A 23,789-nucleotide genomic window follows, 5' to 3' on the forward strand; every position below is an offset into this window, starting at 1 on the left:
TCGGGCGACGTGACCGAGGAATTCAAGCTCAGAGTCTTCACCGAGCCCCAGCAGGGGGCGACCTACGACGATCTGCTGCGGGTGGCGCGGACCGCCGAAGCGGCGGGCTACGACGCGTTCTTCCGCTCCGACCACTACCTCAAGATGGGGTCGGTGACCGGCGAGCCCGGCCCGACCGACGCGTGGGTGACGCTGGCGGGCCTGGCCCGCGAGACCTCGCGGCTGCGGCTGGGCACGCTGATGACCGCGGGCACCTTCCGGCTGCCCGGACCGCTGGCCATCTCGGTGGCCCAGGTCGACCAGATGTCGGGCGGCCGCGTCGAGCTGGGTCTGGGCAGCGGCTGGTACGGCGACGAGCACACCGCCTACGGCATCCCGTTCCCCTCGCTGAAGGAGCGCTTCGACCGCTACGCCGAGCAGCTGCAGATCATCACCGGGCTGTGGGCGACCCCGCCTGGGGAGACCTTCGGTTTCGAGGGCAGCTACTACACCCTCGCCGACTCGCCCGCGCTGCCCAAGCCGGTGCAGAGCCCGCGTCCGCCGGTGCTGATCGGCGGCACCGGCAAGAAGCGGACCCCGGAGCTGGCCGCGCGGTTCGCCGACGAGTTCAACCTGCCCTTCGTCGACCTCGACACCGCGGTCACGCAGTACGAGCGAGTCTCGGCGGCCTGCTCCGCGATCGGCCGGGACCCCGGCGAGATCGTGCGGTCCGCGGCGCTGGTGCTGTGCGTGGGCAAGGACGAGGCCGAGATCGCCCGGCGCGCCGAGGCCATCGGCCGCGAGGTGCCCGAACTGCGCGCCAACGGGCTCGCCGGCACGCCGGACGAGATCGTGGACAAGATCGGGACCTGGCGCGAGCGCACCGGCATCACCCGGCTCTACCTCCAGGTCCTCGACCTCTCGGACCTCGACCACCTGGAGCTGGTCGCCTCGGCCGTCGCCCCGCAGCTCTAGGCGATGTTGCGGCAGCGGTTCGCGTAGCGGCGCGGGCCGGGTCCCGCACCGCGAGCGGCTGACGCCGCCGCTGCCCTCAGGGCCGCAGCTGGCCCGCCACGTCGGAGGCCGCGGTGAGCAGGACGAGCGCGGGGATGGTCGCCTGCGCGCGCAGGCGGTACGAACCGCGCTTGTCCTGCTCGACCAGTCCGCACGAGGTGAGGCTCTTGAGGTGGTGGTAGAGCTGCCCGGTGGAGCCCAGCCCGGCGGCGGCCTGCAGCGCCGCCGCGTTCTGCGGTCCCTCGCCGGCCAGCAGCCGCACCACCGCCGCCCGCGCCGGATGGCCGAGGGCGGCGAGGACGTCGGCGCGGGGGCCGTCGTCGAGCTGCATCACCCGGGCCGGGTCGACGTGGATCGTCCACTCCAGCTCGACCGGCTCGGCGAGCCGGCCCCGGTACTCCACCGAGCCCCCGCTGGGCTCCACCGCGTTCGCCCGTTCGACCCCCTCGAGCGCCGCGACGCGGCGTTCGAGGTCGAGGACGCGGGTGTGCAGGTCGTCGTCCGATGGCGTGCTCACGCCCCGAGCTTGCCTCAGCCGCGCAGGGCCCGTGCGAGGCGGTCCCGCCAAGCCGGATCGGTCAGCGCCAGCAGCAGCACCACGCCCGGGTCGCCCTTGGTGATCTGCTCCAGGCTGATGTCGCCGTGCGCGAGCAGCGCTCCGGCCCCTACGGTTCCGTCGGCGCGCCGCACCGACAGGCCGCAGGTCAGGCTGCCGGGGAGGCTGCCGCCCTTCATGCCGATGCCGGCCAGGCCCGGCGGCAGGTGGTCCTTCAGCGGCAGTTCGAGGATCCGCTGCGCGATGCCGGCGGCGCGCCGGTTCGGGAACGCGCCGGTCGCGATCGAGCGGTGGATGCCGAACAGCGACGACGCCGCGCCGCCCGCGGTCGCCGCGGCCCAGGCGTTCTGGACGTCCTCCGGGGGAAGCGGGTTGTGCAGGATCCGGTCCTTGACCATCTGCCGGAAGGCGGCGTCGGAGCTGAAGCGGCGTTCGAGCCGGTAGCCGATGCGCCGCCGCGCCGGGACGGGCGCGCCCTGCGGAGGAGCGTGCTCCGGCAGCAGGAGGAACAGGTACTCCGCGCACAGCGAGCGCAGGTCCGGGTCGGGCCAGCCGCCGTCGCGGGCCGCCCGGCGCAGCGCGCCCTCGCCGAGGCGCACGCGCAGGAAGTCCGGTGCCGCGCTGTCGCTGAACTTGATCATGCAGGTCATCATCTGCTCGAGCGTGACCAGCCGGTTCGGGTCGGCGGCGTAGAGCCCGGTGGGGTCGGTGGGGATGCCCAGCTCGCCCAGGGACGCGATGTGACCGCCGCCGTCGGTCGGGACGTAGAAGCGTTCCCAGTCGCCGACGCGGATCTGCTCGTCCGGGTCCAGCCGACCCTCCGCGACGGCGGTGGCGTAGGCGGCGAGGTGGATGACCTTGACCGCCGAAGCCAGCGGCCGCGCCTGCCGCGGCCGGTGCGAGAGCCGGGCGCCGAGACCGTCGTCGAGGACGATCGCGAACCCGTCGCGGTGGGTGGAGATCCAGCTCAGCCACCCGTCGGGGGTGGAGAGGTCGGGCGGTGCCGCCGGCTGGCCGAGGGCGTGCGGTGCGAGCGCGAGCGCGGGGACGGCGGCCGCGGCGGCGGTGAGCACGCTGCGGCGGGACAGGGTGCGCCGGGGTGCGGGCATGTTCCACTCCTCTAGTAGTCCGTAATTCCGGAATACTAGAGGAGTGGAGTTCGGTTGTGCAGGCGGGTCAGCGCAGCGAGGGGTCCAGCGCCAGGGTCGCGCCCGCCACGGCGGGCTGCTCGCGCTCGATGTTGCGGTCGGTCACCGGCAGCACGCCGTCGACGGCGTCGAGCACGGCCTTGGTGAGCAGCGGCAGCACCTCGGCGACGGTGACCTCCCTGCCGAGCTCCAGCGACAGCGACGTGGTCCCGGCGTCCCGGATGCCGCAGGGGATGATCCGATCCCAGTGCTTCATGTCGGGATTGCAGTTCAGCTCCAGGCCGTGCATCGTGATGCCCTTCTGCACCCGGATGCCGATCGCGGCGATCTTGCGCTCCGGGCGGCCGTCGCCCGCGGGCAGCCACACGCCGCTGCGGCCCTCGACCCGGCCGGTGCGGACGCCGAGCTGCTCGCAGACTCCGATCATCGCCTCCTCGAGGCGACGGACGTAGTCGACGACGTCGATCGGGTCGCACAGCTGCAGGATCGGGTAGCCGACGATCTGGCCCGGCCCGTGCCAGGTGATCTTGCCGCCGCGGTCGACGTCGATGACCGGTGTCCCGTCCTGCGGCCGGTCCTCCGGCGCGGTGCGCTTGCCCGCCGTGTACACCGACGGGTGCTCCAGCATCAGCAGGGTGTCCGGGTTCGCGCCCTCGGCGCGGCCGTTGGCCAGCTCGCGCTGGAGGTCCCACGCGGACAGGTAGTCGATGGTTCCCAACTCGCGCACCTCGACGGGGTCTGACGAGGCGCGACACGAAATCTCGGCACGAGTCACCGGGCCAGGCTACGCCCGGCCCGCAGCCGAGGGCACAGCCGCCGCCAGGGCCGCCCGGACCGTGGGGTGCTGGAACCGGAAGCCGTGTCCCTCCAGCACCGAGGGCACCGCCCGTTGCCCGCCCAGCACGTCGTCGGCCAGCTCACCGACGGCCGCACGCAGCACGAACCCCGGCACCACCCACGGCGCCGGACGCCCGACCGCCTCGCCCAGCGCCCGCGCGAACTCGGCGTTGCGCACCGGGGTGGGCCCGGTCAGGTTCACCGGACCGGAGATCTGCGGCTGTTCCAGGACGAAGCGCAGTGCCGCGACCTCGTCGTCCAGCGAGATCCACGGCAGGTACTGCTCGCCGTCGCCGAAACGCCCCCCGAGCAGGAACGAGAACAGCGGCCGGAGCCTGCCGAGCAGCCCGCCCGCGGGGGAGAGCACCGGGCCGCTGCGGGCCAGCACCACGCGCGCGCCCGCGTCGGAGGCGGGCGCGGTCGCGGCCTCCCACTGGCGCACCAGGTCGGCGAGGAACCCGTCACCGGGTGGCTCGGACTCGGTGACCGGGCGCTGCCCGGTGTTGCCGTAGAAGCCGACCGCCGAGGCGTTGACCAGCGTCGCGACCCCGCGCTGCGCGACCGCCTCGGCCAGCACGGAGGTCGGACGCAGCCGGGAGTCCAGCAGCACGCGCTTGCGCTCCGGGGTCCACCGGCGGTCCCCGATGCCCGCGCCGCAGAGGTTGACCACCGCGTCGGCGCCCTCCAGCGCGTCCTCGTCGAGCCGGCCCGCGGGCGGGTCCCAGCCGCGTTCGTCGGGCGCCTCCGGTCTGCGGCGCACCAGCCGCACCACCTCGTGCCTAGCCTGCCGGAGTGCGGGGACCAGGCTGGTGCCGATCAACCCGGACGAGCCGGCGATAACCACGCGCATGCGCTGATCGTCTCGCACCGCCCTCCGCGGCGCGACGCTGGAGCCCACCTGCCACCGCAAAGGAAACGGGGCCGCCCACCGGATCGGTGGGCGGCCCCGCTGCCGTCGGCCGTCTCAGAGGCCCAGGTCGGCCTCGAAGGCGCCTTCCTCGAGCCGCTGCTTGAGGGTGGCCAGGAACCGGGCCGCGTCCGCGCCGTCGACCAGGCGGTGGTCGTAGGACAGCACGAGGTACACCATCGAGCGAATGGCGATCGTGTCGCCGCCGTTCTCGTCGGTGACCACGACCGGCCGCTTCACCACGGTGCCGGTGCCCAGCATGCCCACCTGCGGCGGGTTCAGGATCGGCGTGTCGAACAGCGCGCCCCGGCTGCCGGTGTTGGTCAGCGTGAACGTGCCGCCGCTGAGCTCGTCCGGCTTGATCTTGTTGTTGCGGGTGCGCGCCGCCAGGTCGGCGATCTTGCGGGCCAGCCCGCCGAGGTTGAGGTCACCCGCGTCGTGGATCACCGGCGAGACCAGGCCGCGCTCGGTGTCGACCGCGATCGCCAGGTGCTCGGCGGCGTGGTAGGTGACCTCCTTGTTCTCCTCGTCCACCGAAGCGTTGAGCTTCGGGTGCAGCTTCAGCGCCTCGGCCGCGGCCTTGGCGAAGAAGGGCAGGAAGGAGAGCTTGACGCCTTCGGCCGCCTCGAAGTTCTGCTTGGCGCGGTCGCGCAGGCGGGCGATTCTGGTGACGTCGACCTCGACCACCGTGGTGAGCTGGGCGGCGGTCTGCAGCGACTCGACCATGCGGCGGGCCAGAAGCTGGCGCAGCCGCGTCATCTTCTGGGTGGTGCCGCGCAGCGCCTTGGCCTCTTCCGAGGGCTCCACGGCCTGGGCGGCCGCCGGGCCGGGCCGGGACGGAGCCGACGGAGCCGCGGCGGGCGCCTCCTGCTCGGCCTTGGCGGCGTCGACGGCGGCCTGCACGTCCTGCTTGCGGATCCGGCCGCCGACACCGCTGCCCTTGATCTTGGACAGGTCGATGCCGTGCTCGTTGGCCAGCTTGCGCACCAGCGGCGTCACGTACGGCGCGGCGCCCGAGGGGGCCTCGGCCGGAGCCGACGGCTGGGCGGGCTGCGCCGGGGCGGCCTGCTGGGGCTGCTCCTGCACGGGCTGCGGAGCGGGCTGGGCCGGAGCCTGCTGCTGAGCCGGTGCCTGCTGCTCGGCCGGGGCCGACTGCTGTGGCGCGGCCTGCTGTGGCGCGGCCTGCTGCGGGGCGGTCTGCTCCTCCGGCGGCGCGGCCGGGGCCGACGGCGCGGCGCCCTGCTCACCGACCACGGCCAGCTTGGCGCCGACCTCGACGGTGTCGTCCTCACCGGCGGAGATCTCCAGCAGGGTCCCGGCCACCGGGGAGGGGATCTCGGTGTCGACCTTGTCGGTGGAGACCTCCAGCAGGGGTTCGTCGACCTCGACGGTGTCGCCGACCTGCTTGAGCCACCTGGTGATCGTTCCCTCGGTGACGCTCTCGCCCAGCGCGGGCATCGGCACCTCGGTGCCCTGCGCCGAACCGGACTGGGCGGCACCGGAGCTCTGCGCCGGGGCCTCCTGCTGGGCCGGGGCGGGCTGCTGCTCGGGCTCCGGCTGCGCGGCCTCGGCCTGCTGGGGCTCGGGCTGCTGCGGCTCGGCCTGCTGGGGCTGCTCCGCGGGGGCGGACTCGCCGCCGCCGGACTCGCCCGACTCACCGATCACGGCGAGCTCGCCGCCGATCTCGATGGTGTCGTCCTCCTGGGCGACGATGCGCTGGAGCACACCGGCGGCCGGGGAGGGGATCTCGGTGTCGACCTTGTCGGTGGAGACCTCCAGCAGGGGTTCGTCGACCTCGACGGTGTCGCCCTCCTGCTTGAGCCACCTGGTGATCGTTCCCTCGGTGACGCTCTCGCCGAGTGCCGGCATCTGGACGGAGAAGGCCATCTGTTCGCTGTCTCCTCGTTGTGTGGCGGGGTGCTTGGCTGACTCGTCTGGTCGGCCGGGATTTCAGACGTCAGCCGTGCACGTGCAGCGGCTTGCCGGCCAGGGCGAGGTGGGCCTCGCCGAGCGCTTCGGTCTGAGTCGGGTGTGCGTGCACCAGCGGTGCGACGTCCTCGGGCAGGGCCTCCCAGTTGTAGATGAGCTGGGCCTCACCGATGAGCTCACCGACGCGGTCGCCGACCATGTGCAGTCCCACCACCGGGCCGTCGGTGGCCCGGACCAGCTTCACCGCACCGGAGGTCTTGAGGATCTGGCTCTTGCCGTTGCCGGCCAAGTCGTAGTTGAAGGTCTCGACCGATCCGTACTGCTCCTTGGCCGCGGCCTCGGTCAGGCCGACCGAGGCGACCTCGGGGTGGCTGTAGGTGACCCGCGGGATGCCCGACTCGTCGATCGCCTGCGGGTTGAGCCCCGCGATCTCCTCGGCCACGAAGATGCCCTGCTGGAAGCCGCGGTGCGCGAGCTGCAGGCCGGGCACGATGTCGCCGACCGCGTAGACGCCGTCGACGCTGGTGCGCAGGCGGTCGTCGGTGCGCACGAAGCCGCGCTCCATGGTCACCCCGGCCTCCTCGAAGCCGAGGGCGGCGGTGTTGGGGCCGCGGCCGACGGCCACCAGCAGCAGGTCGGCGTCGTACTGGTCGCCGTTCTCCAGGCTGACCGAGACCCCCTCGGCGCTCTGCTGGGCACCGGTGAACTTGACGCCGGTCTTGAACTTGATGCCGCGCTTGCGGAACTCGCGCTCCAGGCGCTTGGAGATGAACTCGTCCTCGTTGGGCACCAGGTGCGGCAGGGCCTCGACGATGGTGACCTCGGCGCCGAAGGAGCGCCAGACGCTGGCGAACTCCACGCCGATCACGCCACCGCCGAGCACCACGACCTTCTCCGGCACGAAGTCCAGGTTCAGGGCCTGCTCGCTGGCGATGACCCGGCCGCCCAGCTCCAGCCCCGGCAGCGACTTGGAGTACGAGCCTGTGGCGAGCACGACGTTGCGGCCGGTGTAGCGGGTGCCGTCGACCTCGACGGTCTTGGCGTCGACCAGGGTGCCCGCACCCTCGACGACGGTGATCTTGTGGGCCTTGAACAGACCCTGGACGCCCTTGTAGAGCTTGCTGACGACACCGTCCTTGTAGGAGTTGACGCCTGCGATGTCGATGCCCTCGAGCGAGGTCTTCACACCGAACTGGTCGCCGTCGCGGGCGGAGTCGGCGACCTCCGCTGCGTGCAGCAGCGCCTTGGTGGGGATGCACCCGCGGTGCAGGCAGGTCCCACCGAGCTTGTCCTTTTCGATAAGGACGACGGACAGGCCGAGCTCGGCCGCGCGGAAAGCGCAGGCGTAGCCGCCCGAGCCGCCGCCGAGAATGACCAGATCGGCGGACGTGTCGGTCACTTCGCACTCCTCGACAGGCATCGTTGACTCGCGTTGGCGCCCGGCACGCACAGGTCAGGCGCTTCGGGGCCATCTTGTCACCACACTGTGTACCGACGCGACGTGGGCTCGCCCTATTCCGGGCCCTTCGACCGAGATCACACGCACTAAAACCGCACCTGCCGGACACAGCCGGTGGCATCATCGATGCAGAGAACATCTCGTCGCGGTCCTCCCCGCCCGGGGAGCCGGTGGTGCGGCCGGCCGGGGCGGGACCCGAGTGGAAGGTGGGTCGGCGTGGGCCTGTTCGACCGGCTTCGCCGCAGACGGCGCCCGGCGCGCTCGGCGAGTTCCCAGGACACCGATCACCTGCGGGAATGGGCTGCACGGCGGCGCGGGGTGGAGGCCTACATCGAGCCGCGCACCGCGGTGACCGAGACGACGCTGGTGCTCGTCGCCCACGACGGGGAGTGGACCCGCCGCCGGGTCGCCGGCCCGGACGCCGCGCACCGCTTCGCCCGCAAGCTGTCGATGCCGTGCTACGAGGTGTCCAAGGTGGGCTACCCGCAGCGCATGCGCGACTACCAGGCGAGGCAGCGGATCGTGCGCGACCGCGAGCGGCGCAGGGCGCTGGAGGACTGAGCGCGCCGGGTTCTCAGTTCGCGACGCGGGTGCTGGGCTCGTGGTGCACCGGGAAGGTCACGGACTTGGCGATGTAGCAGAGCTCGTGCGCGCGCTCGTGCAGGGCCTCGGCGACGTCGACGCTGGCGCGGTCGGCGACGGTGACCTCCGGGGCGAGCACGACCTCCTCGAACTGGCCGGAACCGTCGGCGTTCTCCGCGAGCGTCCCGCGCGCCCGGTCGTGGTAGCCGATCACCACGACGCCGCAGTCGGCGGCCAGGTGCAGGTACCAGAGCATGTGGCACTGCGCCAGCGACGCGACCAGCAGCTCCTCGGGGTTGTAGCGGTCGGCGTCGCCGCGGAAGACCGGGTCGGCCGAGGCGTCGATGACGCCCTTGCCGTCCGCGCGCACCTCGTGGGTGCGCCGGTAGCTGCGGTAGGAGGTGGTGCCCTGCCCGGTGTTGCCGGTCCACACCACGTCGACCTGGTAGCCGTGCTTGCCCGGCTCGGTGTCAGTCACCCCGCCATCCTGGCATCCGGGGGCGGTGCCGTGTTGATCCGTTTGAGGCATGGATCACGCCGCGGCACCGCCCGTTCACCGGATCAGTCGTGGTCGGCGATGTCGGCCAGCACCGCGGCGAGGGTGCGGACCGGGACGCCCGTGCCGCCCTTGGCGGTGTACCCCCACGGCGAGCCGGAGTTGTACGCCGGGCCCGCGATGTCGATGTGGGCCCACGGCACGCCCTCGGCGACGAACTCCCGCAGGAACAGCCCGGCCGCGAGCATGCCGCCCCAGCGGTGGCCGGTGATGTTGGCCAGGTCGGCCAGCCGCGAGTCGAGGTCGCCGCGCAGCTCCTCGGGCATCGGCATCGCCCAGGCGCCCTCGCCGACGGCCTGGGAGAGCTCGGCGACCCGGTCGCGGAACTCGTCGGTGCCCATCACGCCGGGGGTCCGCTTGCCCAGCGCGACGACCTGCGCGCCGGTCAGTGTGGAGGTCTCGACGAGGTAGTCCGGCTCGTCCTCGCAGGCGCGCACGATGGCGTCGGCCAGGATGAGCCTGCCCTCGGCGTCGGTGTTGAGGACCTCGACCGTCTTGCCGCCGTACATGGTCAGCACGTCGCCGGGGCGGTAGGCGGTGCCCGACGGCATGTTCTCGGCCATCGGCACGGTGGCGGTGATGTCGATCGGGTAGTTGAGCCTGGCCGCCAGCACCATCGTCGCGATCACCGCGGCCGCGCCCGACATGTCCGAGGTCATCTCGTCCATGTTGGCGCCGGGCTTGAGCGAGATGCCGCCGGTGTCGAAGGTGATGCCCTTGCCGATCAGCGCGACCTTCTTGGCGCCCTTCGGTCCCTTGTGGCGCAACCGCACCAGCCGCGGCGGCCGGGACGAGCCGCTGCCGACGCCGAGGATGCCGCCATAGCCCTGCTTGCGCAGCGCGTTGTCGTCGAGCACCTCGACCTCCAGGCCCGCGCCGCGGCCGAGCTCGCTCGCCCGGTCGGCGAAGGAGGCCGGGTACAGGTCGTTCGGCGGGGTGTTGATCAGGTCGCGGGCGGTGCTGACGGCCTCGGCGATGGCGGTGGCGCCCTTGAGCGTCGCCCTGGTCGCGTCGTCCTTGGCGTCGGCCACCACGAGGTCCACCTTGGACACCGGCTCGTCGCCGGGCTGCGACTTGTAGCGGCTGAAGGCGTAGGCGCCCAGCACCGTGCCCTGCACGGCCGCCGACAGGTCCACGGCGGACAGGGTGGTGGCGGCGTGCGAGACACCGGTCAGCGCACGGGCGGCGGCGCCGGAGCCGCGCCGGACGGACTCGGCCGAGGGCCCGTCGTCGGCCGGCTTGCCGAGGCCGGCCGCGACCAGGACCTCCGCGCGCAGCTTGCCGCCCGCGGGGAGCTTGACCACCTCGTCGGCCTTGCCGGTCGCACCCAGGGAAGCCAGCACCTTCGCGAGGTCGCCGTCGAAGGCGGCCGCGACCTGCTCGGAGCCGGGCGCGAGCTCGACGCCGTCCGGTCCGGCCACGGTGCCGATGATCAGCGCTTCGACCGTCAGCTTGGCCACCGCGCCGTCGGTGAGGGCGAGTTTGGGTGTCGTCACGTGCGTATCCTCCGGGCCTACGGGGTTGAAGCGGGCCGCCGGAGCGCGGTCCTGTCCGCACTCTAGAACGGCCCGGGTGGATCAAGCCGTCCAGGCGTGGCGCTTGGCGCAGACACGACAGCGCCGCGGATCCGGCGGCGCGGGCCGGCGGTGCCACCGCGGGCCTCTGGTGGCCCCGCGCCTTAGCCAGGATGGCATCCTGTCGGTTCTATCCTGGTTGGGCCGTCCGGCGCATCAGCCGACAGGCGGCTGCCCAGGGCGGCATCCTCTGTAAGGGTGGTCTCGTGGCCCAAGAGCTGGAGTTGCCCCGACGTCTCGAGGCCGGGACCAGCGCGATCCCGCAGGCGCTGGGCGCCATGCTCGGCGTCGGCCTGTTCGTCGGCCTGGCCCCCGCGTTCGCCGCGGCGGGCCCGTGGTCGCTGTTCGGACTGCCGGTCGCGGCCCTGGCGGCCACCTGCTGCGCGGTCTCCACCGCCTACCAGTCGGCGGCCTACCGGGGACCGGGCGCGGCCTACACCTGCACCCGCTCACGGGTGGGCCTGGTGCCCGCGCGGATCGGCGCCACGACCCACATCGCCGGTCAGGTCGCCGCGATGGCGGCGATCGCCGGGGTGATCGGTGACCTGCTGGTGCCCTCCTCATCCGGCGGGGCGGCCGCGGTGGCGGTCCTGCTCGCGGTGCTCGCCGCGACCGCCGGCCTGCGGATCAGGGGGCGCGCGGCCTGGCTCTGGCTGCTGCTGACCTTCGCGGTGGTGGCCGTCGTCGTCGCCGTCTGCTTCGGCATCGCCCCCGTGCCCGCGCAGCCGTCCTCGCCTCCCGGGCCCGACAGCGCGGTCGGCATCACCGGTGCGGCGGGAGTGCTGTTCTTCGCTTTCCTCGGCTTCGAGCGGCTGACCGCGCCCGCCGAGCAACGCGACCGGTTCGACTGGCGGGTGGTCCGCCGCGGCGTGACCGTCTCGCTGGCCGTAACCACCGCGCTGCTCGGGCTGCTGTCGGCCGGACTGCTCTACCAGCTCGGTCCGGCCCGGCTCGCGTTGTCGCCCGTTCCGGTGATCGACGTTCTGGGCGCGGCGGCCGCGTCGGACCTGCGGCCGGTGGTCGCGGTCGGCGTCGCGGTGGCGCTGCTGCCGGTCCTGCTCGCCGCGCTGGAGATCGCCCGCTCGACCGGACTGGCGCTCGTCCGCGACGGCGATCTGCCCGCCGCGCTCGGCCGCCGCGCGCGGTCCGGGACGCCATATCCGCTGGATCTGCTGGTGGGAGCGGCCGCGGCCGCGGTGGCGCAGTTCGTCGACCCGATCCCGGCGATGGCGTTCGCGGCCTGCAGCGTCCTCGTCCACTACGCGTTCGCGAACGCCGGAGCGCGACTGCTCCTGGCGGAGGAACGCGCTTGGCCCATGCGGGCGGCATGCCTTGGTATGGGTCTCGCAGTCGTGCTTGCCATGAGTATGCCGGTGCCCGCTTTGCTTGCGACCCTTGCAGTCGTCATTGTGGGGCCCGTCACGACGGGTGCCTTCTCCCGACGATGGAGCTGAGGCGGCATGCTCGACATGAGCGGAGTGGGGCAGCGGAGCCTGCCCGCGTGGAACTACGGCCAGGAAGTCCTCTACCGGTTCTTAAGGCTCGACGGCTCGATGGGCACCGTGCACCCGGCGCGGGTGCTCGCCGACGACGGCGAGACCCTGCTGTGCTGGGTGCTGCCCGGCACGTCCATCCGGGTCACCACCTCGCCGGACGGTCGCAACCCGCGCGACCTGCCGATGGCCGAGCGGTTCGGCGGCGTCCGCGTCCCGGCCCGCTCGATCTGGCGGGGCACGCCCACGCTGCGGATGGTCTTCGAGAACGAGTGGTCGTCGGTGTGGTGGTTCTTCGAGCCCGACGGCACCTTCCGCAACTGGTACGTGAACCTGGAGATGCCGCTGGGCCGGGACGCCACCGGCGTCAGCAGGGTCGACGGGGTGCTCGACGTCGAGGTGTTCCCGGACGGCCACTGGCAGTGGAAGGACGAGCACGAGGTCGACGCCGCGTTGGCGGCCGGGCGATTCGACCGCTCGTTCATCACCAGGATCAGGGCCGAGGGCGAGCGCATGATCGCGCTGGCCAAGGCAGGGGACTTCCCGTTCGACGGCACCTACTGCGACGCGCGGCCGGACCCGGGCTGGACCCTGCCATCGCTCCCGGAGTCACTGCTGGTCGACCCGTGATCCGGACTCGCGCTCGCGGGTGGTGGCCGCGGCCCTAGAGCGCGAGGAAGAAGAACAGGCCGAAGAGCGCGACGAGCACCGCGACGCCTCCGACGGAACCGCCCCGCAGGTCCTTCGGGAAGAACGTCCGGTGCTTGTTGCGCCACCAGAACGCCCAGCCGCCGGCCAGGGCGGCGCCGACGATCGCGCCGAAGATGTCCAGCCAGGCATAGCCCCAGAGGATCAGGAAGCCTCCGCCCAGCGGCATCAGCGCGGCCAGCGTCGCGGCCAGCATGTCCTGCGAGACGGTCGTCGGGCCGGCCGCGGGAAGGTTCTGGGCGTCGGTCATGGCCACATCATAGAAGGCGCCGTCCGGATGGTGGCCGTCTCGCGGAACAACGACGGAACAACGACGTCGAAAACTCGGAAGCCCAACTTCCGTAGATCGGGTTTCCACTGCTCGAAGCGTCGCGATACGGTACGCGCATGACTGAAGCGCTGTCGTTCACCCGCAACACCAACCCGAATCCGGCCTCGGACCAACGCCGGGCGGAGGTGTTGGCGAATCCGGGTTTCGGCCAGTACTTCACCGACCACATGGTGACAATCCGGTGGAGCGCCGAGCAGGGCTGGCACGACGCCCGGCTCGAGCCGTACCACTCGCTGGAGCTCGACCCAGCCACCACCGTCCTGCACTACGCGCAGGCGATCTTCGAGGGCCTCAAGGCCTACGAGCAGCCCGACGGTTCGGTCGCGGCCTTCCGGCCGGACGCCAACGCGCGGCGGTTCCAGCGCTCGGCGCAGCGCATCGCCATGCCGGAGCTGCCGGAGGAGCTGTTCGTGGACTCCCTGCGCGAGCTGGTGGGAGCGGACCGCGGCTGGGTTCCCACCGAGCACGAGAGCTCGCTGTACCTGCGGCCGTTCATGATCTCCACCGAGGCCAGCCTGGGCGTCAACCGGCCGGCCAACTCCTACCTGTACTCGGTGATCGCCTCGCCCGCCGGTTCCTACTTCGCAGGCGGGATCAAGCCGGTCACGGTGTGGCTGGGCCACGAGTACGTGCGGGCGGCTCCCGGCGGCACCGGCGCGGCGAAGTTCGCGGGCAACTACGCGGCTTCCTTCGTCGCCCAGGCGCAGGCCGTGGCCAAGGGCTGCGACCAGGTGGTCTGGCTGGACGCGGTGGAGCGCAGGGCCGTCGAGGAGATGGGCGGCATGAACCTGTTCTTCGTGTTCGGCTCGGGTTCCGACGCCAGGCTGGTGACCCCGGCGCTGACCGGCAGCCTGCTGCCGGGCATCACCCGCTCGTCGCTGCTGCGGCTCGGCGAGGAGCTCGGGATGCAGGTCGAGGAACGGCGCATCACCACCGACGAGTGGGAGAAGAAGGCCGCCTCCGGTGAGCTGACCGAGGTCTTCGCCTGCGGCACGGCCGCGGTGATCACCCCCGTCGGCCACGTCAAGTCCGAGGACGCCGAGTTCACCATCGCCGACGGCCGGCCCGGCACGGTGACGATGGCCCTGCGCGAGAAGCTGACCGGCATCCAGCACGGCACGGTCGAAGACACCCACGGGTGGATGACCAAGCTGGTCTGACCACCGGCGACACGACGGCGCCCCCGCTTCCCGGCGGGGGCGCCGTCGTCGTTTCCGGTGCCCTTGTCGGGGTTCGGAGGTAGCTTCCCGTTGAGACGCGCGTCACACCACGGGAGGAACCATGGCCGAGCAGGTCGTTCTCGCGATCGGCACCAGGAAGGGGCTGTGGCTGGCGACCAGCCGCGACGGCCGCGCCGGCTGGGAGGTCACCGGACCGCACCTGCCGATGGCCGAGATCTTCGCCGTCGCCGTCGACACCCGGCGCGCGCCGCGCATCCTGGTCGGGGCGTCCAGCACGCATTTCGGCCCCAGCGTGGTGGTCAGCGAGGATCTCGGCGCGAGCTGGCAGGAGCCGGAGGAGGCGCCGATCGCCTTCCCGGAGGACACCGGCGGCGCGCTGGAGCGGGTGTGGCAGATCGCACCCGGCCCCGCCGACAGCCCGGAGGTCGTCTACGCGGGCACCGAGCCGTCCGCGCTGTTCCGCTCCGAGGACGGCGGGCGGACCTACGAGCTGGTCCGCGGCCTCTGGGACCACCCGCACCGGGAGCAGTGGTGGCCCGGGGGCGGCGGGCAGGCGGTGCACACGGTGATCCCGCACCCGGTCGACCACCAGCGGATCGCGGTGGCGATGTCGACCGGCGGCGTCTACCGGACCGAGGACGGCGGCAAGAGCTGGAACCCGAGCAACACCGGCGTCTCGGCGAAGTTCCTGCCGGACCCGTACCCGGAGTTCGGCCAGTGCGTCCACAAGATCGCCCAGCACCCGGCCAACCCCGATCGCTTCTTCCTGCAGAACCACTTCGGCGTCTACCGCAGCGACGACGGCGCCGCGACGTGGCAGTCGATCGCCGACGGCCTGCCCAGCGACTTCGGCTTCCCGATCGTCACCCACCCGCACCGGCCGGACGTGGTCTACGGCTTCCCGCTCTCGGCGGACATGCGCCGCTTCCCGCCGGACGGGCAGTGCCGGGTGTACCGCAGCGAGGACGCCGGGCAGTCGTGGACGGCCCTGTCGGACGGGCTTCCGGACCGCTTCTGGTCGGCGGTGATGCGCGACGCGATGTGGACCGACGACGCCGACCCTGCGGGCATCTACTTCGGCTCCCGCTCCGGCGAGGTCTACGCCAGCCCCGACGAGGGAGACACCTGGCACCTGGTCGCCCAGCACCTCCCGGACGTCATGTCGGTCCGGGCTGCACGTATTTGAAGCTCAGGGTGGCTTGAAGCCCCCGATGGGGCTTCAAGTGGCGCGAAGCGCCATCCGGCCGAAGGCCGGATCCGTTGCCGACCGATCCCAAGGAGACCTGATGCGTGTCACGGTGGTGCTGCCCGCCGTCCTGCGGCCGAGCGCGGGCGGGGCCCCGCAGGTCGAGCTGGACGTCGCGGCCGGGTCGACGCTCGGCGGAGTGCTCGACGTGCTGGGCCGGCGCCATCCGGCGCTGGAGCGCAGGCTGCGCGACGAGAGCCGCACGCTGCGGCGCTACGTCAACTTCTACCTGGACGGGGAGGAGTGCCGCGGCCTCGACGGTGCCGAGACGGAGCTGGCCGAGGGCGCGGAGGTCCGGGTGATCCCGTCCGTGGCGGGCGGGTAGCCGGGGGCGCGGTGGGTGGCGGTCAGGCGATCGCGCAGATCGCCAGGACGGTGGTGGTGCCGATCTCGGAGGCCGCGCCGAGGACGTCGCCGGTGATGCCGCCGAACCTGCGCCGCACGTGGTGGGTGAACACCAGGAGAGCGGCCAGCGCCGCCGCGACCGCGACCGGACCGGTCCACCAGTGGCTGATACCAGCCGCTACGAGCAGCAGCAGCCACCACACCGCGACGGCCCAGACCGGTTGCGAGCCCGCGACCAGGGCGCCCATGCCCTCCGGGCGCGCGGCGGGCACCCCGGTTCGGCAGCACAGCGCGAACCCCGCGCGGCCGGCGGCGCAGGCGACCACGACGGTCGCCCAGTCGCCGGCCGCGGCGAGCTCACCGAGCGACACCGCCTGCACGCCGAGCACCAGCACGAGCGCGACCACCGCGAACGGCCCGGCTCCGCCGTCGCGCATGACGGCGAGGGCGCGCTCGGGCGGGCCGTAGCAGCCGAGACCGTCGACGGTGTCGGCCAGCCCGTCGACGTGCATGCCCCTGGTCACCAGCACCAGGGCCGCGACCGCCAGCAACCCGGCCAGCAGGGGCGGTGCGCCCAGCGCGCCCAGCACCCACAGCACCGCGGCGGCGACCCCGCCGACAAGCGCCCCGACCAGCGGCGCCAGGGCGATCGCCTGGCGGCAGGCGCGGGCGTCCACCCGGCCGGCCCGCACGGGCGCGACGCTGAGCCACGACATCGCCAGGCGAAGTCCGTCCACGGTGGTTGTGCCTCCAGTGCTCGAAGGGGCTCGCGGGGTTCGCGTTCCGGCGAGCACCGCACGCGCGGGAGGCGGCGGATCCCGCCGGCGAGATCAGCGGCGCTCGCGACTCACGCCTGTGGTCCGCCGACCCCGGCCGGTCCGGTGGCCTCGGCCTCGGTCGGGCCGCCCACGCCCGCCTCGGCGAAGGTGGCCATCTCGCCGAGCACCCGCACCGCTGCGGTGACCAGCGGCAACGCTGTCAGTGCACCGGAGCCCTCACCGAGCCGCATGCCCAGGTCGAGCAGCGGTGCGAGGTCGAGGTGCTCGAGCACCAGGGTGCCGCCGGGCTCGGCCGAGCGGTGCGAGGCCAGCCACCACTGCCGCGCCCCGGGAGCGAGCTCCTCGGCCACCATGGCGGCGGCACCGACCACGACGCCGTCGAGCAGCACCGGCGTGCGGCGGATCGCGGCCTGGGCGAGGAAACCGCTCAGCGCGGCGATGTCGGCGCCTGCGGATGTCCGCAGCAACGCGACCGGGTCGTCGAGGACCTTGCGGGCGCGGCGCAGCGCATCGCGGATCGCCGCGGTCTTGCGCATCCACGCCTGGTCGTCGATGCCGGTGCCGCGGCCGACCACGGCGACCGGCTCGGTGGCGGTCAGCGCGGCGATGAGCACCGCCGCCGGGGTGGTGTTGCCGATGCCCATGTCGCCCGCGATGAGCAGGTCCGCCCCGGAGTCGACCTCCTCGTCGGCGATCGCGCGGCCCGCGGTGACCGCCGCGTGCACCTGCTCGGGGGCGAGGGCGTCCTCGCGGTCGATCGAGCCGGAGCCGCGGCGCACCTTGCGGGCGCTGACGACCGCCGGGGTCTCGGCGTCGACGGCCATGTCCACGACCCGCACGCTCGCCCCGGCGGTCGTGGCGAGCACGTTGACCGCCGCGCCGCCGTCGAGGAAGTTGCGCACCATCTGGCCGGTGACCTCGCTGGGGTAGGCCGACACGCCGTGCGCGGCCACCCCGTGGTCGCCCGCGAAGACCACCACGCGGGGCCGGGCGAACGGCCGCGGCGGGCAGACGCCCTGCCTGGCGGCGACCCAGACCCCGACCTCCTCCAGCCTGCCCAGGGCACCCGCGGGCTTGGTCAGCTGCTCCTGGCGGGCGATCGCCTGCCGCTTGACCTGCTCGTCGGGCTCGGGCACCGCCGGGAACTCGATCGAGGACGTCTCGGACGCGGTGGACAAGCGGTTACCTCCGTGTTCAAGGTTCATGCGGCTCGAGCGCTCAGCGCAGGCGCAGCGGGAGGCCGGCCACGAGCAGGACGACCTCGTCGCACACCTCGGCCAGCCGGGCGTTGAGCGCGCCGAGCTCGTCGCGGAAAAGTCTTCCAGACCTGGTGGCGGGCACGATGCCCAACCCGACCTCGGCCGAGACCAGCACCAGCCGCGCCCGGCAGGTCCGGACGGCGCCGACCAGCGCGTCGGCGTCCGCCGACACCCGGCGCAGCGCGTCCGGGTCGCGATCCCACGCCCCGGCGTCGTCGAGCACACCGGTCAGCCAGGTGGCAAGGTCGTCGACCAGCAGCGGCGAGCCGTCCGGGGGCTCGGCGAGCACCCGGCGCAGCTCGCCGGGATCACCGGCCTCGACCGTGCGCCAGGTGTCCGGGCGCCGGGCGACGTGTTCGGCGATCCGCTCGGTCCACTCCCGGTCGGAGGGATCGCGGCGCGAGGTCGCGACGTAGGTGACGGGATCGGTCTCGGCGAGCAGGCCCTCGGCGTGCGCCGACTTGCCCGACCGGGCGCCGCCCAGCACCAGCGTCCGGTGTGCCAACTCCGACCTCCGCCGTGATCCCTCCGGGTGATGCCGGCCCGACGCTACCCGAGGGCACGCGCGGCGGCGCCGCGCACCGCGTCAGTGCGAGGCGGTCAGGCTCGGGTCGGAGGTGACCAGGTCGCCGAGGACGGTGTCGATGCGGTCCAGCACGTCGTCGTCGAGCTTCACCCCGGCGGCGCCGACGTTGTCGGTGACCTGCTCGGGGCGGGAAGCGCCGATGATCGCGGCGGAGACGTTCGGGTTCTGCAGCACCCACGCCACCGCGAGCTGCGCCATCGAGAGCCCGAGGTCGGCGGCCACCGGCTTGAGCTCCTGCACCGCCTTGAGGACGTCGTCGCGCATCCAGCGCGAGATGAAGTCGGCACCGCCCGACGCGTCGGTGGCCCGCGAGCCCTCCGGCGGCTGCTCGCCCGGCAGGTACTTGCCGGTGAGCACGCCCTGCGCGATCGGCGACCACACGATCTGGCCCATGCCCTCGCGCTCGCAGGCCGGGACGACCTGCGGTTCGATGACCCGCCACAGCATCGAGTACTGCGGCTGGTTGGAGATCAGCGGCACCGACAGCTCGCGCGCCAGCGCGGCGCCGCGGGTGATCTGCTCGGCGGTCCACTCCGAGACGCCGATGTAGAGCGCCTTGCCCTGCCGGACGAGGTCGGCGAAGGCGGTCATGGTCTCTTCCAGCGGCACGGTGTGGTCGTAGCGGTGCGCCTGGTAGAGGTCGACGTAGTCGGTCTGGAGCCTGCGCAGCGACGCCTCGCAGGACTCCATGATGTGCTTGCGCCCCAGGCCGCGGTCGTTCTGGCCCTCACCGGTGGGGAAGAAGACCTTGGTGAAGATCTCCAGGCTCTCCCGGCGCACCCCGGACAGCGCCCGGCCGAGCACCGACTCCGCCCTGGTCTGGGCGTAGACGTCGGCGGTGTCGAAGGTCGTGATGCCCGCGTCGAGGGCGGCCTGGACGCACTGCTTGGCCCGGTCCTCCTCGACCTGGGAGCCGTGGGTGAGCCAGTTGCCGTAGGCGATCTCGCTGATGGTCAGGCCGCTGTGGCCGAGGCGACGGAACTCCATGCCCCGACCCTAAGCCGTCGTGCTCTTGATCGAAAACCAGCGACGGAGAGGCCGTGGTGGTCCGGATCAGCCGAGCTTGGCCGCGTCCTTCGGCGTGTAGCGCGGGCGCGGCATCCGCAGCTTGCGGATCTGCATCGCGCGGGTGAAGGCGTACCAGCCGAGCGAGAACGGGCGGTCCTTGGCGTCGGGGAACTTCGCCCGCACCCGCCGGTTGACCTGCCTGCCGAGCACGGTGCCCTCGAAGGCCATGGTCAGCAGCAGCACCAGGCACGCCAGCGTCGCGTACTGCTGGACGACCAGGTTCTGCACCAGCGTCGTCGCGAACACCACCAGCACCAGCGGCATGAACAGCCCCATGAGGTGCCTGCGGGTGTCGACGATGTCGCGGACGTAGGCGCGGACCGGGCCGCGGTCGCGCGGCATCAGGTAACGGTCGTCACCCTCCATCATCCGCTTGCGGCGCTCGGCGGCGGCCTTGCGGCGCTCCTCCTTGCTGCCGCGGGCACGCTTCATCGCCTCGCGCTGCGTCTTCGGCGGCGGCGGGACCGGGCCGCGCCGCTTGCCCTCGGCTTCGCGGCGCTTGGGAGTGGGCCGCCCCTTGCCGGGAGTGCGGGCGCCGTGCTCCTCCGTGACCTGGGCAGACGCGTCCTCGGACTCGGTGGTGGCGGTCTGCTCGGCACTGTTGCGGCGAAGGAACCTCACACGTCCAGGGTATTCGACGGCTCCACCGCGCTCGCACCAGACCGGCTCCGACCGCGAACAACCCACATCACAGCAGCTCCGCGGCGACCTGTGACACCATGGGAGGGACCCGGATTCACCCTCGGGACCGCCCGTGGGAATAGCCCGGTACCGGAGGGGCGTTGCACGCCACGCCGGAATCGGATGAGCGAGACCTCTAGGGAGAGTCATGACCGCCCAGGACACCACGATCGACACCGAGGCACCCGCCCACGGGGTCACCCTGACCGACTCGGCGGCCAAGAAGGCCAAGGCCCTGCTCGAGCAGGAGGGCCGTGACGACATGCACCTGCGCATCGCCGTCCAGCCCGGTGGTTGCGCGGGCCTGCGCTACCAGCTCTTCTTCGACGAGCGCACCCTCGACGGTGACGCCCGGCGCGACTTCGAGGGCCTCGGCGTGGTCGTCGACCGGATGAGCGCTCCCTACGTCGAGGGCGCGACCATCGACTTCGTCGACACCATCGAGAAGCAGGGCTTCACGATCGACAACCCGAACGCGGGCGGCTCCTGCGCCTGCGGCGACTCCTTCCACTGAGTCAACCGGCAGGTCGCTGAGCGCGCGGGCGCACGCCCCGTCGCGCCGAGGGGCCACCGGCCACCGACACAACCAGGCCGACCGGACCGGAGCAGGTCCGGTCGGCCTCTCGCGTTCGAGGCGCGGGGTGGTCCCGGCTCACTCCTCCCCGACCACCTGGATCACGTCCTCGCCCAGCGAGACCAGGTCGCCGGGGCCGACCTGCCTTCCCCTGCGGGTCTCGACGGCGTCGTTCACCCGCACCTCGCCCTCCTCCAGCAGGGCCTTGGCGTCGGCGCCGTGCTCGGCCACGCCCGCTAGCTTCAACAGCTGGCCGAGGCGGATCGAGCCGTCCCGGATCTCCACTTCGCGCATGCCCCCATTGTGTGCCCGGTTCGTCAGCGGGTCCGCACGCACCGTCGGCGGTACGCTGCGTGTCCGGCCCGGCACGCGAACGGCAGGAGTTCCGCTGTGTCCGTCACGCTCAGTGCACCCACGGTGGTGACCGGCAGCATCGCCACCGACCACCTGATGCACTTCCCCGGCCGTTTCGGCGAGCAGCTCGTGGCCGGCAACCTCGCCCAGGTGTCGCTGAGCTTCCTGGTCGACGACCTGGTGGTGCGCCGGGGCGGGGCGGGGGCCAACATCGCCTTCGCGATGGGCGTGCTCGGCGCTCGCCCGGTGCTGGTCGGGGCGGTGGGTGACGACTTCGCCGACTACCGCTCCTGGCTGGAGCGCCACGGCGTGGACTGCTCCGGCGTGCACGTCTCGGAGTTCGCGCACACCGCGCGGTTCGTGTGCACCACCGACGAGGAGCTCAACCAGATCGCGTCCTTCTACGCCGGGGCGATGAGCGAGGCCCGCAACATCGAGCTGGCGCCGGTGGTGCGCGCGACCGGCGCGGAGCTGGTGCTGATCGGCCCGAACGACCCGCTGGCGATGGTGCGCCACACCGAGGAGTGCAGGCAGCGCGGCTACCGCTTCGCAGCCGATCCCTCGCAGCAGCTCGCGCGGCTCGGCGGGGAGGACGTCCGGCGGGTGGTGGAAGGTGCGGACTACCTGTTCTGCAACTCCTACGAGTGGGGTCTGCTACTGCACAAGACCGGCTGGTCGCAGGAGCAGGTCCGGCAGCGGGTGGGTGTGCGGGCCACCACGCTCGGCGCGGACGGCGTCGAGATCGTCGACCGGGAGTGCAGGCTGCACGTGCCCGCGGTGCCGGAGCGGGCGAAAGCCGACCCGACCGGTGTCGGCGACGGGTTCCGCGCCGGCTTCCTGACCGGTGTCGCCGCGGGGCTCTCCCTGGAGCGGTCGGCGCAGCTCGGTTCGCTCGTCGCCGTGCACGTCCTGGAGGTCACCGGCACCCAGGAGTGGAGCCTCGACCACGGCCGCGCGCTGGATCGCTTCGCCGCCGCCTACTCCGACTCCGCCGCGGCCGAGGTCGCCCCGCTGCTGGGCTGCTGATCAGGGCGAAATCCTCTGTCCGCGGCGGCGCCCCGATGACCAGGGTGAGCTGTGGCTTTCTGCGCGCCAGGAGGTCGCGTTCCCGGGGAGGAGAACTCGATGAGCGATGCGTCCTGGGACCAGGCACTGGTCAGAGAACTGCGGGGGAGGATGAGCGGCGCGGTCTTCGGCAGGGAGGACGCCGGGTACGAAGGTGCGCGGGAGCTGTTCAACTCCGCGATCGAGGTGGAGCCGAAGCTGATCGCGCAGTGCAGGACCCCGGAGGAGGTGGCCATCGGGGTCGCCTTCGCGCAGCGCAACGCGTTGGAGCTGGCGGTGCGCAGCGGTGGCCACAGCGTCGCGGGCGCCAGTCTGAGCGCCGACGGGATCGTGCTGGACATGCGGCCGATGGACGAGGTCGCCGTCGACCCGGACGCGCGGACGGTCACCGTCGGCGGCGGTGCGCTGTGGCGCGACGTGGACCGGGCGACACAACCGCACGGGCTGGCAACGACCGGCGGGCGAGTGTCGACCACCGGCGTCGCGGGGCTCGCGCTGGGTGGCGGTTCCGGCTGGCTGGAGCGGAAACTCGGGCTGTCGTGCGACAACCTGCTGTCGGTGGACCTGATCATCGCCGACGGCAGCCCGGTGACCGCCAGCGAGCACAACAACCCGGACCTGTTCTGGGCGTTGCACGGCGGTGGCGGCAACTTCGGGGTGGCGACCTCGCTCACCTTCCGCCTGCACCCGCTTCCGGAGTTCTCGGCCGCGCTTCTGCTGTGGGCGCCCGAAGACGGGCCGGAGGTCGTGCGCGCGTTCCGGGAACTGATGACGGAGGGGCCCGAGGAGCTCGGCGGTGGAGTGATCTACCTGACCGCGCCGCAGGAGGACTTCGTGCCGGAGCGGCTGGTCGGCTCGCTGGCGTGCGCGGTGCTGATCACGTGCATGGGACCGGAAACCGATCTGCGCGAGCAGATCGCCGACCTGCTCGCACTTCGCCCGGCGGGCTCGCTGATCATGGAGCTGCCGTACGCGGAGCTGCAGTGCATGCTCGACGACCCGCCCGGCTACCGCAACTACTGGTCTGCGGAGTACCTGCACGGGATGCCGGACCAGGCGGTCCAGCTCTTCTGCGACCTCGCGCACGAGATGGTGATCCCGTCGCCGTCGCAGCACGTGCTTCTCCCGTGGGGCGGTGCGGTCGCGCGGGGTGAGGGCGTGTGGCCGATGTCCAACCGGTCCGCGCCGTGGGTGGTACATCCGCTGGGCCTGTGGGAGGACTCCGCTGACGACGGACGGGCGAGGCACTGGGCGCACGCGGTGCGGGAGGGCATGCGGCCCTACTCCACCGGTGCGACGTATCTGAACTTCATCGGCGACGAGGGCGAACGACGTGTGGTAGCGGGCTTCGGCGAGGAGAACTACCAGGCGCTGACCAGGGTCAAGGCGCAGTACGACCCGGACAACATCTTCCACCGCTGGCACAACGTCCGGCCCGCGCGACCGGTGGGGCTCTCCGGCTGAGAGTCCTGCTACCTTGCTGAAGTTTTGAAAAGTTTTGCAAAGGTTTCCGCAGTTCACCTGTGGTTCATATGGCCGATTGACTTAACAGACGCAAGAAAATGTGATGCATGACAA

General features: G+C 72.5%; 25 protein-coding genes. 10 read left to right on the forward strand and 15 right to left on the reverse strand.

The window, feature by feature from the left end:
• Positions 1-9: 9 nt before the first annotated feature.
• A complete protein-coding gene (locus tag SACE_RS08035; RefSeq protein WP_009943927.1) occupies positions 10-954 on the forward strand; it encodes an LLM class F420-dependent oxidoreductase in 945 nt (314 codons plus the stop codon).
• Between the two features lie 76 nt (positions 955-1,030).
• Here the strand turns inward: SACE_RS08035 and SACE_RS08040 are convergent, their stop codons facing one another.
• The 6 genes from SACE_RS08040 to lpdA form a co-directional block, all read right to left on the reverse strand.
• Positions 1,031-1,510 carry an ArsR/SmtB family transcription factor gene (locus SACE_RS08040; protein ID WP_009943926.1) on the reverse strand — a complete coding sequence of 160 codons (480 nt, stop codon included), beginning with the start codon at positions 1,508-1,510 and terminating at the stop codon, positions 1,031-1,033.
• A gap of 14 nt (positions 1,511-1,524) precedes the next feature.
• Positions 1,525-2,658: a serine hydrolase gene (locus SACE_RS08045; RefSeq protein ID WP_009943924.1), complete on the reverse strand. Its 1,134-nt coding sequence runs from the start codon at positions 2,656-2,658 to the stop codon at positions 1,525-1,527.
• 67 nt (positions 2,659-2,725) lie between these two features.
• Positions 2,726-3,472 carry a lipoyl(octanoyl) transferase LipB gene (gene lipB / locus SACE_RS08050; RefSeq protein WP_029621442.1) on the reverse strand — a complete coding sequence of 249 codons (747 nt, stop codon included), beginning with the start codon at positions 3,470-3,472 and terminating at the stop codon, positions 2,726-2,728.
• 9 nt (positions 3,473-3,481) lie between these two features.
• Positions 3,482-4,384, reverse strand: a complete 903-nt coding sequence (locus SACE_RS08055; protein WP_009943921.1) for a TIGR01777 family oxidoreductase — start codon at positions 4,382-4,384, stop codon at positions 3,482-3,484.
• Between the two features lie 114 nt (positions 4,385-4,498).
• Complete coding sequence (sucB, locus tag SACE_RS08060; RefSeq protein ID WP_011873419.1) at positions 4,499-6,328, reverse strand: 2-oxoglutarate dehydrogenase, E2 component, dihydrolipoamide succinyltransferase; 1,830 nt, start codon at positions 6,326-6,328, stop codon at positions 4,499-4,501.
• A gap of 70 nt (positions 6,329-6,398) precedes the next feature.
• Positions 6,399-7,769 carry a dihydrolipoyl dehydrogenase gene (gene lpdA / locus SACE_RS08065; protein ID WP_009943917.1) on the reverse strand — a complete coding sequence of 457 codons (1,371 nt, stop codon included), beginning with the start codon at positions 7,767-7,769 and terminating at the stop codon, positions 6,399-6,401.
• Positions 7,770-8,045: 276 nt separating this feature from the next.
• Between lpdA and SACE_RS08070 the strand changes: the two genes are divergently transcribed.
• A complete protein-coding gene (locus SACE_RS08070) occupies positions 8,046-8,390 on the forward strand; it encodes a hypothetical protein (protein ID WP_009943916.1) in 345 nt (114 codons plus the stop codon).
• Between the two features lie 13 nt (positions 8,391-8,403).
• Here the strand turns inward: SACE_RS08070 and SACE_RS08075 are convergent, their stop codons facing one another.
• Positions 8,404-8,889, reverse strand: a complete 486-nt coding sequence (locus SACE_RS08075) for an OsmC family protein (RefSeq protein ID WP_009943915.1) — start codon at positions 8,887-8,889, stop codon at positions 8,404-8,406.
• A gap of 83 nt (positions 8,890-8,972) precedes the next feature.
• A complete protein-coding gene (locus SACE_RS08080) occupies positions 8,973-10,463 on the reverse strand; it encodes a leucyl aminopeptidase (RefSeq protein WP_009943914.1) in 1,491 nt (496 codons plus the stop codon).
• A 284-nt stretch (positions 10,464-10,747) separates the two neighbouring features.
• On the opposite strand from SACE_RS08080, the gene SACE_RS08085 reads away from it, so the two are divergent.
• Together SACE_RS08085 and SACE_RS08090 are read left to right on the forward strand one after the other, a co-directional pair.
• Positions 10,748-11,995: an APC family permease gene (locus SACE_RS08085; protein WP_009943913.1), complete on the forward strand. Its 1,248-nt coding sequence runs from the start codon at positions 10,748-10,750 to the stop codon at positions 11,993-11,995.
• A 6-nt stretch (positions 11,996-12,001) separates the two neighbouring features.
• The gene (locus SACE_RS08090) at positions 12,002-12,664 is read left to right on the forward strand and encodes a ribonuclease FAU-1 family protein (RefSeq protein ID WP_009943912.1); all 663 of its coding nucleotides are present in this window, start codon (positions 12,002-12,004) and stop codon (positions 12,662-12,664) included.
• Positions 12,665-12,698: 34 nt separating this feature from the next.
• Here SACE_RS08090 and SACE_RS08095 read toward each other — a convergent pair whose 3' ends face one another.
• Positions 12,699-12,992: a hypothetical protein gene (locus SACE_RS08095; RefSeq protein ID WP_009943911.1), complete on the reverse strand. Its 294-nt coding sequence runs from the start codon at positions 12,990-12,992 to the stop codon at positions 12,699-12,701.
• 137 nt (positions 12,993-13,129) lie between these two features.
• On the opposite strand from SACE_RS08095, the gene SACE_RS08100 reads away from it, so the two are divergent.
• The 3 genes from SACE_RS08100 (at position 13,130) to SACE_RS08110 (ending at position 15,825) form a co-directional block, all read left to right on the forward strand.
• Positions 13,130-14,233, forward strand: a complete 1,104-nt coding sequence (locus tag SACE_RS08100) for a branched-chain amino acid aminotransferase (protein WP_009943910.1) — start codon at positions 13,130-13,132, stop codon at positions 14,231-14,233.
• A 121-nt stretch (positions 14,234-14,354) separates the two neighbouring features.
• Positions 14,355-15,440 carry a WD40/YVTN/BNR-like repeat-containing protein gene (locus SACE_RS08105; protein ID WP_009943909.1) on the forward strand — a complete coding sequence of 362 codons (1,086 nt, stop codon included), beginning with the start codon at positions 14,355-14,357 and terminating at the stop codon, positions 15,438-15,440.
• A 100-nt stretch (positions 15,441-15,540) separates the two neighbouring features.
• Entirely contained in the window at positions 15,541-15,825 is a 285-nt protein-coding gene (locus SACE_RS08110; protein WP_009943908.1) for a ubiquitin-like small modifier protein 1, read from the forward strand.
• A 22-nt stretch (positions 15,826-15,847) separates the two neighbouring features.
• Here the strand turns inward: SACE_RS08110 and cobS are convergent, their stop codons facing one another.
• From cobS to SACE_RS08135, 5 genes are all read right to left on the reverse strand, one after another.
• Positions 15,848-16,582, reverse strand: a complete 735-nt coding sequence (gene cobS, locus SACE_RS08115; RefSeq protein ID WP_009943907.1) for an adenosylcobinamide-GDP ribazoletransferase — start codon at positions 16,580-16,582, stop codon at positions 15,848-15,850.
• Between the two features lie 110 nt (positions 16,583-16,692).
• Positions 16,693-17,829, reverse strand: a complete 1,137-nt coding sequence (gene cobT, locus SACE_RS08120) for a nicotinate-nucleotide--dimethylbenzimidazole phosphoribosyltransferase (RefSeq protein ID WP_197537728.1) — start codon at positions 17,827-17,829, stop codon at positions 16,693-16,695.
• Positions 17,830-17,842: 13 nt separating this feature from the next.
• Positions 17,843-18,388, reverse strand: a complete 546-nt coding sequence (gene cobU / locus SACE_RS08125) for a bifunctional adenosylcobinamide kinase/adenosylcobinamide-phosphate guanylyltransferase (protein ID WP_009943903.1) — start codon at positions 18,386-18,388, stop codon at positions 17,843-17,845.
• A gap of 81 nt (positions 18,389-18,469) precedes the next feature.
• Positions 18,470-19,456, reverse strand: coding sequence for an aldo/keto reductase family protein (locus SACE_RS08130; RefSeq protein WP_009943902.1), 987 nt, complete (start codon positions 19,454-19,456; stop codon positions 18,470-18,472).
• A 66-nt stretch (positions 19,457-19,522) separates the two neighbouring features.
• Entirely contained in the window at positions 19,523-20,158 is a 636-nt protein-coding gene (locus SACE_RS08135) for a DUF3043 domain-containing protein (protein WP_009943900.1), read from the reverse strand.
• 208 nt (positions 20,159-20,366) lie between these two features.
• On the opposite strand from SACE_RS08135, the gene SACE_RS08140 reads away from it, so the two are divergent.
• Positions 20,367-20,732: a HesB/IscA family protein gene (locus SACE_RS08140; protein WP_009943899.1), complete on the forward strand. Its 366-nt coding sequence runs from the start codon at positions 20,367-20,369 to the stop codon at positions 20,730-20,732.
• Between the two features lie 138 nt (positions 20,733-20,870).
• On the opposite strand, the gene SACE_RS08145 is transcribed toward SACE_RS08140, so the two are convergent.
• Complete coding sequence (locus tag SACE_RS08145; protein ID WP_009943898.1) at positions 20,871-21,086, reverse strand: RNA-binding S4 domain-containing protein; 216 nt, start codon at positions 21,084-21,086, stop codon at positions 20,871-20,873.
• A gap of 156 nt (positions 21,087-21,242) precedes the next feature.
• Here SACE_RS08145 and SACE_RS08150 point away from each other — a divergent pair, with 156 nt between their 5' ends.
• The gene (locus SACE_RS08150; RefSeq protein ID WP_044547824.1) at positions 21,243-22,172 is read left to right on the forward strand and encodes a carbohydrate kinase family protein; all 930 of its coding nucleotides are present in this window, start codon (positions 21,243-21,245) and stop codon (positions 22,170-22,172) included.
• A gap of 99 nt (positions 22,173-22,271) precedes the next feature.
• On the forward strand, positions 22,272-23,675 hold the full coding sequence (locus SACE_RS08155) for an FAD-binding oxidoreductase (RefSeq protein ID WP_009943895.1): 1,404 nt from the start codon (positions 22,272-22,274) through the stop codon (positions 23,673-23,675).
• The last annotated feature ends 114 nt before the right edge of the window (positions 23,676-23,789 follow it).

Source organism: Saccharopolyspora erythraea NRRL 2338, assembly GCF_000062885.1.
GTDB classification, from domain to species: Bacteria; Actinomycetota; Actinomycetes; order Mycobacteriales; family Pseudonocardiaceae; genus Saccharopolyspora_D; species Saccharopolyspora_D erythraea.

What these genes read in the sequence shown, in the direction of transcription:
- SACE_RS08045 (WP_009943924.1), bottom strand. Translation starts at nt 2,658, where the DNA reads ATGCCCGCACCCCGGCGCACCCTGTCCCGCCGCAGCGTGCTCACCGCC.
- SACE_RS08055 (WP_009943921.1), bottom strand. Translation starts at nt 4,384, where the DNA reads ATGCGCGTGGTTATCGCCGGCTCGTCCGGGTTGATCGGCACCAGCCTG.
- sucB (WP_011873419.1), bottom strand. Translation starts at nt 6,328, where the DNA reads ATGGCCTTCTCCGTCCAGATGCCGGCACTCGGCGAGAGCGTCACCGAG.
- SACE_RS08090 (WP_009943912.1), top strand. Translation starts at nt 12,002, where the DNA reads ATGCTCGACATGAGCGGAGTGGGGCAGCGGAGCCTGCCCGCGTGGAAC.
- SACE_RS08095 (WP_009943911.1), bottom strand. Translation starts at nt 12,992, where the DNA reads ATGACCGACGCCCAGAACCTTCCCGCGGCCGGCCCGACGACCGTCTCG.
- SACE_RS08100 (WP_009943910.1), top strand. Translation starts at nt 13,130, where the DNA reads ATGACTGAAGCGCTGTCGTTCACCCGCAACACCAACCCGAATCCGGCC.
- SACE_RS08105 (WP_009943909.1), top strand. Translation starts at nt 14,355, where the DNA reads ATGGCCGAGCAGGTCGTTCTCGCGATCGGCACCAGGAAGGGGCTGTGG.
- SACE_RS08110 (WP_009943908.1), top strand. Translation starts at nt 15,541, where the DNA reads ATGCGTGTCACGGTGGTGCTGCCCGCCGTCCTGCGGCCGAGCGCGGGC.
- cobT (WP_197537728.1), bottom strand. Translation starts at nt 17,829, where the DNA reads ATGAACCTTGAACACGGAGGTAACCGCTTGTCCACCGCGTCCGAGACG.
- SACE_RS08130 (WP_009943902.1), bottom strand. Translation starts at nt 19,456, where the DNA reads ATGGAGTTCCGTCGCCTCGGCCACAGCGGCCTGACCATCAGCGAGATC.
- SACE_RS08140 (WP_009943899.1), top strand. Translation starts at nt 20,367, where the DNA reads ATGACCGCCCAGGACACCACGATCGACACCGAGGCACCCGCCCACGGG.
- SACE_RS08145 (WP_009943898.1), bottom strand. Translation starts at nt 21,086, where the DNA reads ATGCGCGAAGTGGAGATCCGGGACGGCTCGATCCGCCTCGGCCAGCTG.
- SACE_RS08150 (WP_044547824.1), top strand. Translation starts at nt 21,243, where the DNA reads ATGCACTTCCCCGGCCGTTTCGGCGAGCAGCTCGTGGCCGGCAACCTC.
- SACE_RS08155 (WP_009943895.1), top strand. Translation starts at nt 22,272, where the DNA reads ATGAGCGATGCGTCCTGGGACCAGGCACTGGTCAGAGAACTGCGGGGG.